The sequence below is a fragment of the Vulcanisaeta distributa DSM 14429 genome (assembly GCF_000148385.1).
GTDB classification, from domain to species: domain Archaea; phylum Thermoproteota; class Thermoprotei; order Thermoproteales; family Thermocladiaceae; genus Vulcanisaeta; species Vulcanisaeta distributa.
Map to the genome: position 1 here is coordinate 1,710,603 of NC_014537.1, position 12,071 is coordinate 1,722,673.

Below are 12,071 nucleotides of genomic sequence, written 5' to 3' on the forward strand. Positions count from 1 at the left end.
GCCATGTCTAAGCTCGTAAGAAGACTAATAGTGCTCTATGTCGATAGGGATAATGACGTAGGCGAAAGGCTTGGTGTTCCTACACCAATAATTGGCAGGAATAATGTGCTTAAGGTGGCTACGGAATACATACTTAGGTACCCAGATGACTCTGATGCAAACGCCATGTTCGGCGCAATACAGCTTTATGATACTTTGATCTCCACGTTTGGCTCTGAGAACGTCGAGATAGCCGTGATTACAGGGACAAGTTCGGAGGATGTTACTGCTGACATGAAGATACTTAGTGAGGTTGATAAGGTACTTCAGGTATTTGATGCAGATGGATTCGTAGTGGTTTCTGATGGACCTTCTGATGAGGTTGTTGTCCCGCTTATTCAATCAAGGAGACCCGTGGTTTCCGTAAGAAGAATCGTAGTTAAGCAAACGAGGGGCTTTGAAGAATTTGCAGTGCTTGCCAGGTACTACATTGGTAAATTATTTAGTGAACCTAGATATAGAAGGTACGCACTTGGTGTACCTGGAGCCTTATTACTCATTTATGGAGCATTTTATAGCGTGTGGCCGTATATACCAGCCATGATTAGGACTATGATTGTGGCAAGCATTACGATACTGCTGGGTGTTGTATTCATACTTTATGGCTTTAATCTTCATGAGAATATGCTTCGATTTCTTAGGATGTATGAGGCCACGTTCTTTATATCGGCTCTCTCGATATTTTTCGTAATAATATACTCACTATCTACCTACTATATGCTACATCAGACTATACCACTCTGGGGCGCGTTGAACGTGTTTGACTTAGTCGGACTTGTGGTCGGTGCAATACTCACGGTTAATGCAATTGAGGTTTACACAAAATTTAGGATTAGACCCTTTGGCAGGGTTGCCGCTGATGTGCTTTTAACGGTATTTCTATTACTAGTGGCAAGTGACTTAGCCGGTTATATGTTTGGTAAGGTGAGTACGTATACCCTACTATTTAATTTAATGATTTATACTGTGATAGGGTTAATAACGTTGATTGCGCTAGGAATTTTGAGAAATAGGTATGGTAAGATTAAGGGTGGAGGTAAGTCAGGATCTAAAGGCCTTGGCGTACGGTGAACTCGAGGCATTAAGCGAATTATCTGGCGGTTCCCTAGATCTTATTGAGGATTCCAGGGAATTAGTGGTTGATTATAGAGGCAACCTTGAGTCGCTGAGGAAGAGGATATGTAGAGCCGCGTTGATTAAACGTGCCTGGATTGATGATGGAGTCAATAAGGAGCTTTTTGTGGAACTTAATAGGTCAAGATATAGGGTTTTAAGGAGAGGCAGATGGAGTGATGCCGTTATTATCGATTTACGTATTGCGAGACTCCTCGTTAATTTAGCGAGAACTGAGGAGGGTGAGGTCTTCCTTGACCCATTCGTTGGCTCTGGAATAATTGCCCAGGAGGCTATGCTGATTGGTGCCCGTGTAATTGGGATGGATATTAACCCGAAATACCTGGGTTTATTAAACAATATGTACGTAGACGCCATAAATTCAGACTCCCTATTAAGTCCCATTAGAAACGAATCAATTCATTCAATTGCAACAGACCCACCATACAATAGGTTATCAATAAGTGACTTAGACCTTGATTCGCTGTACAGGGGCTTCGCTGAGGAGGCCTTTAGAGTTTTGAGGAGTGGCGGTTATGTGGCTTTTTCGCACCCCACGTATGTAAACTCCCTTGATTGGTTCTTGAATGCTGGCTTCGAATTAATAATTAATGGTCTACAATACGTTCACGGCGGATTAACCCGATTAATCTATGTCTTTAAGAAGCCTTAGTCAATACCAAGTAGCCTCCTAATATTTTTAGCAGCAGCCACAGGGTCTGTGGATTGAGTTATTGCCCTACCCACAACCACCACGTCTATGTTCGTACCCCTGATCTTAGGCGCCACCTCCTCATTAATACCACCAGCTATAGCAACCGCTAAACCATAATTATTCTTAATATTCACGGCCTCGCTTATCAAGTCCTCAACTGTTAAACCCCTACTTCTTTGGACATCAATTCCGAGGTGCAAACCAACATAGTCAGGCCTTAGTCCCGCACTTAGCAATTCCTTAATCCTAGCCGCCGGATCTTTAACACTTATCATGTCAATTAATGGCTTACCACCAAGTCTTCTTGCCTCATTTATGAACTCACTAATTGTCTCATTAGCCGCAGCCCCAAGGACACTGATTATATTGGCACCTGCATTAATGGCTAACCTGGCCTCAAGGGCGCCAACATCCATGGTCTTAAGATCAGCCATTATCTCCACGTTTGGACAGGCAACCTTCAATGCACTAACTATGAATATACCAGCTGCCTTAATTAACGGAGTACCTGCCTCAACAATATCAACAGCCCCTGCACTGCATAGTCTGCGCGCTATGTCAACAGCCACGCTAGGCTCCGTTAAGTCTAACGCGACCTGTAGTTTCAATTTAGGCTCACCAACTCCTGAATATTATCTTAACTGGAATACCCATCTTTAACTCAACAAGTATTGGCACATCAGCCTTATCACCAAGCTTACTAATAATTACGTCAAGTACGTCCTTAACCCTCGTTAGTGCGGCTAACCTATCTGCCATGGCCTTCCTACTCTCATCGAGTGTCTCATATTCATCTATTGGCCTTGGATCAAAAATTATCTTAAGGCCCGTAAGTTCTATTGCCGTTGATAACGGTAATTGCTGACCCTTACCAACTATTTCCTCTATCATCTTCATTAGCGCCATGTACTTATCGGCCTTAACCTTCAACTCACTCATCATCCCCTCAATATCCTTAATTCTCCTCTCAAGATCGCTTATTTGATTATTTACGTAATTAAGAAGCTCCTTAACTCCGTTAAAGGTCATTAGCTCGAGATCGGGCGCACTTGACATACTCATTGATTTATTAACGAGATACTTTAAAAAAATATCGCTTATGAAAAATTGAGAGTAGCCTAATCCAACCACCAGGGTCGTGACCGAAGAAACTCCTCAATGACGACCCTCTCGGTTTGTTCAAAATTGTTCAAATCATTGATGGACTTTATCTTTATGTATTGAGCATCATTAAGGGAACTCCTTAAATGCTTCAACGACATGGCAGATACTAAGTGCTTAATTGCATCGATAACATCAGAAAACCTCCTTTTCCTAACCACAAACCATCGTGAACCCCTTATAAATGGACCAATAACGCCTGGATCATTAACATACTTCCTAATGAACTCCTCAGCGGCGTTTGAATTAACGGGAGGACCTTCATGCAATTCGTACGGAGGAAGCTCAAGTTCGCTTAAGGATATCATTAATAGGATCGTTGATTTATCATCACTCCAAGCCATTGATCGAATTACCTGGAACTCAAGCTTTCTAAGATTTTTATTTAATGATGACATTAATTTCTTAATCTCACCCCATACAATGTCTGGCGATGTATTCCCTGGGTAGGGCACCCTCATAATTACTGTTGGTAATACCCAGGCAGGTCTCGTTACCCTGTGGGCCTTCATGAAGAAGTCTATTCGTGGGTTCCTAAGGAATTCCCTTGACGCCGCTATAGCTGTAGCTAATACCTCCCTACTTATTGATGCCGCGGCGTTTCGGCTTGGATCAACAGGATCTATTATTATAACGGGTGATTTAAACCTCCTTATAGCGTCCTTTTCGTTATATGTACCCGTCATGTCTATGAACACGTGTTTTAACGACCAATTACTAATGGCTTTAATCGTGTTGAGGAAAGAACCATAGTATATTATTAATAACTCACTCACATAACCGCTAAATCCCTGAACCTTAATCTCTGCACCATAAATTCCCACCGACTTAAAGAATGCCTTCAACAATCTAACATCGGTGGTCCTCTGACCAAGCCTACTATTTATGAACTCAGTATGTAATGGCGTCCTATCAGCCGCGGTTAGCGGCTTCTCTCCGGGGTTTATACGAATGCATGGAACTACGTCGATTTCGAAGTCATTCATTAACAGCTGAATGTATGGATGCTGGGCATACTTAATATTCCAATTAATGTTGTTTTCAATCGCTATATTAATTAAATCATTAGTTATACTACCATCCTTAATCCTGTTAATGTAATCCTTAGGCAGGATAATGAAAATATCAATGTCCCTATCACCAGGCAACCACGTATCCTTAGCCACAGAGCCCTGTATCGTTACATCAAAATCCCTATAACCACGCTTTGATAAGCCGTTTATTAATAACCTAACGACCTCATTTGCCGTATTAATAACCCTATCCCTTTCCTCAGGGCTTGGCGTAACAATCCTAACGGCTTCCGATAAAACCCCCTCAATATTCACAATGCATATTTAATGCTAATAAATTAATAAAACCACCCTCACTTAATCACTTATTGTTTGCTAACGATATTACTGAGTCTACCCTTAATCTTAATTAGTAAATCCTTAACCCTATTAAGGAAGTCCTCATCCACGATGAACCCATGTAATTCCTCAATCATCTCGTCAACACTCATATCAAGGGGGTTCAACCCAAGGCCGGCTAAGTAGGCAAGTACTTCAAGGGCCGTATCCTCGCTAAACCCCTCCTCCTTAACCACGTCCATTATTATCTTACCGACCACGTAAAGCTTAAGTGTATTAATATCGGTATTAAGCACGTGAGCAAGGCTCTCATAGTCGCCCTTACGGAACTCCTCAATAAATGTCTCGAAACTACCATACCTATCCTTAATTACGTTATCGAAATACTTACTCACGGCCTTAACGTATTTTGAGTATATCCTGATGGCATCATCAACTTCCTCAACACCGTCTATGGCACCCCTATAGGACATTACCGCACCCTCTGTGGTCAATTCATCGATTAAGCCCTCGCCTATTAGCTCGAGAAATTTATCACCGGCCTCCTCATAAGTCCTCCAATCACCTTCCTCAATAGCCTTACATAGTAGGTAAAATGCCGAGCATAGATCGCCCTTTATCTTCACAGCGTTCCAATAATCCCTACCTAAACCTTGTATATTACTTAAGGCGCTTCTGCAGGCATCGTAATACTGCATGGCCCTGGCTATATCACCATGAGTGAAGTAGTAATTAGCGAGTACCTCTGAGGAGTCCATCATACTTAATACCTCATTAGCCCTTGCTTCCTCAATCCCTACGGCCTCCCTAAAGTTTACAACCGATGATGCGTATAATTTAGATGCATCCTCAATGATACTCTTCTCAGCATCATGATTACCCTCCTCATGAAGCCTTGAAGCCCTAACCCTAAGGTCCTCCGCCCTCGCTATCTTCGACATAGCCTCCATGAAGCGCGCCTTACCTACATTACCGAGGCCCTCATAGATTGCGGCAGCCGCACTAAACCTGGTAATGGCATTATCATAAGCAGCTATTGAGTAAAGGGCTATACCAAGGGCCTCATTAACCCTAGCCCCTAACTCACCCTTTATGTTAATATCCACATTCTCATCAACCGCAACAATGCCTGGTTCCAAATCCATATTAATTAATAATTGTACTAGGTCTGGAATATCGCCCAAGTCTATGAACCTAATGACTTTAACAACGCCATCCCTGATACTAGCCTCATCTAAGCCCCTAATTATCGAATAATCACTTATGGGCAATGTACACTTATTATCGCAACGTACCAAATCACGAAATGCACTATTATTAGCTAAATCCTTAGGTACAGAGCCCTTTAATGCCTGTATAAGTACTGATGCTATTGAGTTCGTTATGCACTCACGATCCCAATGACAAGCATCAGGAATATTATTCACATTAACCCCTTTAAGTAGCAAGGGGCATACCTTTTAATCCTTATTAACTTCAAAACCTAAATGGCACAATAAAAAATTAAATATCCAGAAGGTGAAATATTGCATATGAAGAGCTATGATGCAATAATATTAGCTGGCGGATTAGCAACGAGACTTAGACCCCTTAGTTACTCACGTCCTAAACCCCTCCTGCCAGTGCTTGATAGGGAGATAATTGATTGGATCATGGAGTCCATAACGAGAATACCGCTAAACAGGGTCTTCATATCGATAAGGTACATGGGTGACCTAATTAAGGAGCACATGGAGAAGGTATGGAGCGAATTTAAGGATAGGCTAATATTCGTAATGGAAAATAAACCACTTGGTGATGCTGGCCCAATATCACTAATTAATGAAAAGTATGAACTCACGGATACGTTTCTCGTGGTCTACGGAGACATACTCAGCAATATAGATGCAAATGCTCTCGTAAACTTTCATGAAAAAATGGGCGGCACAGCCACAATAACCCTCACCAGAGTAGACGATGTATCTAGGTATGGAGTTGCTCAACTAGATGAAACCAATAGGATAATAAACTTCATTGAAAAGCCCAAGCAATACGTTGGCTCCAACTTAATAAATGCTGGATTTTACGTATTTACGAAGGAAATTATTAAGTTAATACCGAAAAATCCAGAAAACCAGGTTAAGCTTGCCATTGACGTTATACCAAAGCTATTGAGGATGGGTGAGGTTTATGGATATATACACAATGGTCTATGGTTCGATATTGGGACACCCGAGGACTACATGAGGGCTAACTTCAGCGTTTTAACGAACAGGTGCAGGGATGTTAATAATGGCTGTATAAATATTGACTTGCCATCAACAGTTACCATACAGCCTCCCGTTTATTTAGGGCCTAACGTTACTATTGGAAGCAGCACAGAGATTGGGCCGAACGTTATAATACACAGGAATACTAAGGTTGGGAATACGGTCAAGGTAGTGAATTCGCTCATTTTTGAGGGATCCTCATTATGTGATGGTGTTTACGTATCGGGAAGCATCATTGGGAGTAATACGTACATCGGCAAATGGGCTAGGGTTGAGGATGGGTCTGTAATTGGTGATGGCGTTTATATAAAGGATTCCGTGTTTATAGCTAAGAATACGAAGATTGGGCCCTATAGGGAGATAATGGAGCCAATATATAGGGAGGGCGAGATCATTTTATAAATTAAAATTTAAATACCCATAGGTGCATTAGAGCCGAATGTCCCAGGAGGTTAGACAGATAGTGAGGATTGGTGACACTGACCTAGATGGATTTAAGCCCGTAGCATATGCCTTAACTAAAATTAGGGGTATTGGTATATCAACGGCATATGCAATATGTAGGTACTTGGGAATAAACCCATCAATCAGGCTGGGTCAACTTGATGATGAGACTGTTAGGAAGCTTGATTGGGCTGTTAGGAACCTACACCAGTTCGCACCTGGTTGGTTTGTGAATAGACCTAAGGACCCAGAGACAGGGCGAAATATTCACCTACTAGGTGCGGATTTAGTGTTAGCGGCTAAGAAGGATATTGACTTAATGAAGAAGTTAAGGAGTTGGAAGGGCATTAGGCATAACCTTGGGCTTAAGGTTAGGGGCCAGAGGACAAGGACAACAGGTAGATTAGGCTTAACAGTGGGCGTAACGAAGGGTAAGGCGGCGCCGGGAGGTGGAGGAGGCGGAGGCAGTAGTAAATAAAGGAAAAACCTAATCCAGTAGATTAATTTTCGTTTAATTATTATGAACATAATATGATTAATATTTAACGTGGTAATTCAACGTAGGAGTATTCTTAAGTATTCAATTCTATTCTATATAATAATGTTCGTATAGATTCGTCATTATTTCTTTGTATATGATACTTCTACTAGGTGTATTTTACACTTGAAGAGAAAGAAATTTAAAAGGATTAATGATAATGAATTATGATTGAGAATGAGCATCGTGAAGCCATTGATTAGGCTTGGATTTAGGGAGTTAAAGGGTAATGATATGAGTATGGTCATTGATTTATATAATTCATTAAGTAATGAAAGTATTTATTATAGGTTCAGGGGCTTCTTTAAGGACTTTGAGAGATACGTTAAATCCGTCTTTTCTGATCCACGTAATATCGTTTACGGCGCTTTTATAGGCAATGAATTAGTCGGTGTTTTAGAGGCTGTTTATCTAAGTGATGGCTGTTATGAGATGGCTATCGTTGTTAGGGATGATTATCAGGGGAAGGGTATTGGTACTAGGCTCGTTGCATACGCAATAAATGATTTAAAGAGAAGGGGTGCCAAGACCTTGGTAGCATATTCAACCCCCGATAACCACAGAATACTAGCTATATCTAGGAAGTTCCATGGAATCATAAAGTGTATGTACGATGAATGTACCACAATCTTTAACCTGCAGAGTATAAATGTTGATCAATTCTTAAATTAATACCACTCTACTTACTACTGTGGATAAGGTAATACTATTACTCACTGAAGCTTCACTCGAGACAATACCTAAGGAGTTACTAAGTGACCCAGTAATAATTAGGGATGCAAAGAGAAGAGGGGTGAACCCAAGGTACTTAATCCTCGATAGGGCTAGGCATCATAGAGCCATGACCAGATTACCTAATGCAGAAAAACGAGGAAGACCCGACATACTTCACCAAGCACTCCTTCTAATTCAGGGCAGTTTACTTGCGCGAAATAATTTAGTCAAGACGTACGTACATACAGTGAATGATTTAGTAATTGATGTCGATCCTGAGATACGCCCACCACGTAATTACGATAATTTCATTGGGTTAATGAGCCAATTGTTTGAGGTTGGTAGAGTGCCGCCTGTTGGTAAGCCATTAATGAGGTTTGTGAATGGAATTAACTACGTATTAAACACCGAATCACCTGACCGTAAAATACTTCTTGATGACGTAAAAGGAAAGGAAGTGTCTCTAAAATCATTCATTGATTATGTCAAGAATTTTAAGAGACCTTTAATAATGATTGGCGCATTTCCCAGGGGCTCATTTGAAGAGCGTACTTATGGGCTTGCTGATGATGTTCTGAAGATCGGTAAATATATTATGGATACATCATCAATACTATGCAGATTGCTAACCGCACTTGAGATTGAACTAGGACTTATCTCCTAGGCTAAATATTTATTAATTTTAATTACTTTATCTAGGATTAAGTGCTTAGGTTATGTGTGGCATTATCGGTATTACGTCGTTGCCGAATAACCTTAGGGAGCCCATTGGTAAGGTAGTTAGGAGGTGCCTCGAAAGACTTGAGTACAGGGGTTATGACTCTGTCGGTATTGCGGTTATCAAGGGTAATTACATAGAGGTTAGGAAGGGTAAGGGTAAGATTGCCGAGGTTAGTGCGAGACTAAACTTTGACGAGGTAAACGGTACAACAGCCATTGGGCATACCAGGTGGGCTACCCATGGAAAGCCAAGTGATGAGAATGCACACCCACATACGGATTGTACGGGTAATGTTGCTGTTGTACATAATGGCATAATATCGAACTTCCTAGAGCTTAAGGAGGAACTCATTAGGAAGGGTCACGTATTTAAGAGCGAGACTGATACCGAGGTCGTTGCCCATTTAATCGAGGAGTATTTAAAACTTGGTTATAAACCATTTGATGCCTTTAAGGCGGCACTATCAAGACTGAGGGGCGCCTATGCATTTGTTGTTGCAATAGCTCAGGAACCAAATAGACTCTACTTTGCCAGGAATACCTCGCCATTGGTCATCGGCATCGGCAATGGCGCTAATTTCGTTGCCAGTGATATACCGGCCTTCCTCGAATTTACAAACATGGTGATAGTACTTAGGGATGGCGAGTATGGGTATATTGAACCTGGTAAGGTCTATATTGAGAGGGATGGTGTTCCCGTGAATGTTGAGGAGAGGATTAGGCTCATTAGTTGGACGCCTGAGATGGCGAGTAAGGAGGGGTATCCACATTTCATGCTTAAGGAGATCCATGAGCAGCCATTCGCCATAAATTCAACATTGGCAGGAATTAATGAAAAGGAATTCGATAATGTAGTTAATCTCCTTTTAAATTCAAGAAAGATATTAATAATTGGTGCCGGTACATCATACCACGCAGGCCTCGTTGGTGATTATCTATTCACAACAATGCTTGGTCTTGATACACATGCGCTCATATCCTCTGAATATAAGAAGTATGTTAATGCGGTTAACGAGGGCGATACCGTAATAGCCATAAGCCAGTCAGGCGAGACCATAGATACGCTGGTTGCCGTGAGGGCATTTAAGGAAAGGGGCGCTAAGGTGGTCGCCATTTCAAACGTAATTGACAGTGCAATACCCAGGGAGTCAAATTACGTACTTTATACGAGGGCAGGCCCTGAAATCGGCGTTGCAGCCACGAAGACCTTCACTACCCAATTGGTTGTTCTTACGGTACTCGCCCTAAGGGCTGGCATTGCAATGGGCAGGTTGAGTCAAGATGAATATAGAAACCTCATGGATTCTCTTAATAAGGTACCAGGGCTTCTTCAAAACGTTATAACAAAAACTGAGGGTAAGGTGAAGGCGTTAAGTGAGTATATGAAGAGTAGAAATAATGCGTATTACCTGGGTAGAGGCATTGGCGTCCCGTTGAGTATGGAGGGCGCCCTGAAGCTGAAGGAAATAGCGTACATACATGCCGAGGCATACCCAGCCGGTGAGAGTAAGCATGGACCAATAGCACTTGTTGAGGAGGGTTACCCCGTCGTATTCTCGATACTTGATGATGACAATGTAGATGCGCTGCTCGGTAACGTCATGGAAATGAAGGCTAGGGATGCGTACACCATAGGTTTTGTTCCCGAGAAGTACGTTGGTAAGTTTAGGGAATTACTGAGCGTAACGTTTGAGTTACCAAACATTGACTATAGGATCGCTCCAATAATATACATAGTACCAATGCAACTCCTCGCCTATTACACAGCCGTTGCGCGCGGCTACGATCCTGATAAACCAAGGAATTTGGCTAAGACGGTAACCGTGGAGTGAGCAGTATGGCACATTATAGGGAGGTTCTTGGGGTAATACTTGGTGGCGGTAGGGGCACCAACATGGAACCATTAACGCCCTATCTCGATAAGCCACTCATTAAGTTACTGGGTAAGCCATTGATTTATTATCCAACGAATAACCTGGTCTATCTAGGGTTAAGGACGATTTACATAATCTCCAGGGACCCGGCTAAGGTAGGTAATGAGGTTGGTCGATACTTTAGCAATGTTTCGATAGAAAACGTTGGGCAGAGGGGTGATGATATTGACAGTGCATTAAAGATGATATATGAAATCGCCGGTAGGGGTACAACAATAATATCCTTTGGTGATGTTATACTGCCCCGAGAGGCTTATGAACTTGCGCTAAATAGCCACGTGAATTCAGGTAAGCCGGTTACCGTATTGATGACTCCACTGTCAGATTTACAGGGTTACTTCGAGGTTCAGGTGGATGATGTCGTGGTAATTAATAAGGTTAATGAGCATAAATCGGGTTATGCGTGGACTGGCATACTAATCGCTGAGAGGGAGTTCCTGGTCTCTCTTCATGACTTTAATGGGAATATTAATAGCACCTTAATGAGGTTTAAGGGCAATGTTAACGTAGCTCTTTGGAGTGGGTGGTTCGTTGATGTCAGCTATCCCTGGGACTTATTAAGCGCCATAAAGTATCTAATGAGTGATTTAAGGGAGGCTAGGATTAGTAAGGATGCCGATATCTCGTCGAAGGCGGTCATAGAGGGACCCGTAATAGTTGATGAGGGCGCCAGGATAGACCACGGCGCAATAATTAGGGGGCCTGTGTATATCGGTAGGAATGCGTACGTCGGTAATAATGCATTAATTAGGAACAATACATCGCTTGAGGAGGAGTCGGTGATAGGCGCTGATGCTGAAATAACGGAGTCTCTCATTGGGTATAGGGCTACCGTGGGTAGGGGTTCATTCATAGGTAGTTCAGTAATTGGTGATGAAAGCACCATAGAACCTGGCGTTGTAACACTAAATGTATTACCGAGTGGGGTCGAGGTATCACACCTATCACCTGTCATTGTTAAGGGTAAGCAAATAGCTAAGTTGGGCGCCATTGTGGGGCCTAAGGCTAGGGTTGGGGCTAATTCCGTGATCTATCCAGGATCAATAATAGAACATAATAGGTATATACCACCGCTATCGGTATTGAAGTAAT

At 42.1% G+C, this 12,071-nt stretch carries 12 protein-coding genes; 8 read left to right on the plus strand and 4 right to left on the minus strand.

Annotated features, from left to right (window positions below; translation table 11 throughout):
* Positions 1–3 precede the first annotated feature (3 nt).
* Together VDIS_RS08950 and VDIS_RS08955 are read left to right on the plus strand one after the other, a co-directional pair.
* Positions 4–1,110: a DUF373 family protein gene (locus VDIS_RS08950; RefSeq protein ID WP_013336912.1), complete on the plus strand. Its 1,107-nt coding sequence runs from the start codon at positions 4–6 to the stop codon at positions 1,108–1,110.
* Positions 1,070–1,825, plus strand: coding sequence for a TRM11 family SAM-dependent methyltransferase (locus VDIS_RS08955; RefSeq protein WP_245522498.1), 756 nt, complete (start codon positions 1,070–1,072; stop codon positions 1,823–1,825). Before VDIS_RS08950 ends, VDIS_RS08955 begins: the two co-directional genes overlap by 41 nt.
* On the opposite strand, the gene VDIS_RS08960 is transcribed toward VDIS_RS08955, so the two are convergent.
* The 4 genes from VDIS_RS08960 to VDIS_RS08975 all read right to left on the minus strand — a co-directional run bounded on the left by VDIS_RS08960 (position 1,822) and on the right by VDIS_RS08975 (position 5,807).
* A complete protein-coding gene (locus tag VDIS_RS08960; protein WP_013336914.1) occupies positions 1,822–2,475 on the minus strand; it encodes an orotidine 5'-phosphate decarboxylase / HUMPS family protein in 654 nt (217 codons plus the stop codon). The genes VDIS_RS08955 and VDIS_RS08960 overlap by 4 nt on opposite strands.
* A gap of 7 nt (positions 2,476–2,482) precedes the next feature.
* The gene (locus VDIS_RS08965; RefSeq protein WP_245522499.1) at positions 2,483–2,923 is read right to left on the minus strand and encodes a hypothetical protein; all 441 of its coding nucleotides are present in this window, start codon (positions 2,921–2,923) and stop codon (positions 2,483–2,485) included.
* A 62-nt stretch (positions 2,924–2,985) separates the two neighbouring features.
* Entirely contained in the window at positions 2,986–4,356 is a 1,371-nt protein-coding gene (gene cca, locus VDIS_RS08970; protein ID WP_013336916.1) for a CCA tRNA nucleotidyltransferase, read from the minus strand.
* 50 nt (positions 4,357–4,406) lie between these two features.
* Positions 4,407–5,807, minus strand: coding sequence for a hypothetical protein (locus VDIS_RS08975; RefSeq protein WP_013336917.1), 1,401 nt, complete (start codon positions 5,805–5,807; stop codon positions 4,407–4,409).
* A gap of 105 nt (positions 5,808–5,912) precedes the next feature.
* On the opposite strand from VDIS_RS08975, the gene VDIS_RS08980 reads away from it, so the two are divergent.
* From VDIS_RS08980 to VDIS_RS09005, 6 genes are all read left to right on the plus strand, one after another.
* Complete coding sequence (locus tag VDIS_RS08980) at positions 5,913–7,031, plus strand: nucleotidyltransferase family protein (RefSeq protein ID WP_013336918.1); 1,119 nt, start codon at positions 5,913–5,915, stop codon at positions 7,029–7,031.
* Positions 7,032–7,068: 37 nt separating this feature from the next.
* On the plus strand, positions 7,069–7,551 hold the full coding sequence (locus VDIS_RS08985) for a 30S ribosomal protein S13 (RefSeq protein WP_013336919.1): 483 nt from the start codon (positions 7,069–7,071) through the stop codon (positions 7,549–7,551).
* A 237-nt stretch (positions 7,552–7,788) separates the two neighbouring features.
* Entirely contained in the window at positions 7,789–8,283 is a 495-nt protein-coding gene (locus VDIS_RS08990) for a GNAT family N-acetyltransferase (protein ID WP_013336920.1), read from the plus strand.
* 19 nt (positions 8,284–8,302) lie between these two features.
* Positions 8,303–8,989 carry a suppressor Mra1 family protein gene (locus VDIS_RS08995; RefSeq protein ID WP_013336921.1) on the plus strand — a complete coding sequence of 229 codons (687 nt, stop codon included), beginning with the start codon at positions 8,303–8,305 and terminating at the stop codon, positions 8,987–8,989.
* Between the two features lie 52 nt (positions 8,990–9,041).
* The gene (glmS, locus tag VDIS_RS09000) at positions 9,042–10,877 is read left to right on the plus strand and encodes a glutamine--fructose-6-phosphate transaminase (isomerizing) (protein WP_013336922.1); all 1,836 of its coding nucleotides are present in this window, start codon (positions 9,042–9,044) and stop codon (positions 10,875–10,877) included.
* A gap of 5 nt (positions 10,878–10,882) precedes the next feature.
* Entirely contained in the window at positions 10,883–12,070 is a 1,188-nt protein-coding gene (locus VDIS_RS09005; RefSeq protein WP_013336923.1) for a nucleotidyltransferase family protein, read from the plus strand.
* Position 12,071 lies beyond the last annotated feature (1 nt).

Excerpts from the sequence above, each read along its gene's own strand:
- VDIS_RS08950 (WP_013336912.1), top strand. The coding sequence starts at position 4 with ATGTCTAAGCTCGTAAGAAGACTAATAGTGCTCTATGTCGATAGGGAT.
- VDIS_RS08965 (WP_245522499.1), bottom strand. The coding sequence starts at position 2,923 with ATGTCAAGTGCGCCCGATCTCGAGCTAATGACCTTTAACGGAGTTAAG.
- VDIS_RS08980 (WP_013336918.1), top strand. The coding sequence starts at position 5,913 with ATGAAGAGCTATGATGCAATAATATTAGCTGGCGGATTAGCAACGAGA.
- VDIS_RS08985 (WP_013336919.1), top strand. The coding sequence starts at position 7,069 with ATGTCCCAGGAGGTTAGACAGATAGTGAGGATTGGTGACACTGACCTA.
- VDIS_RS08990 (WP_013336920.1), top strand. The coding sequence starts at position 7,789 with ATGAGCATCGTGAAGCCATTGATTAGGCTTGGATTTAGGGAGTTAAAG.
- glmS (WP_013336922.1), top strand. The coding sequence starts at position 9,042 with ATGTGTGGCATTATCGGTATTACGTCGTTGCCGAATAACCTTAGGGAG.
- VDIS_RS09005 (WP_013336923.1), top strand. The coding sequence starts at position 10,883 with ATGGCACATTATAGGGAGGTTCTTGGGGTAATACTTGGTGGCGGTAGG.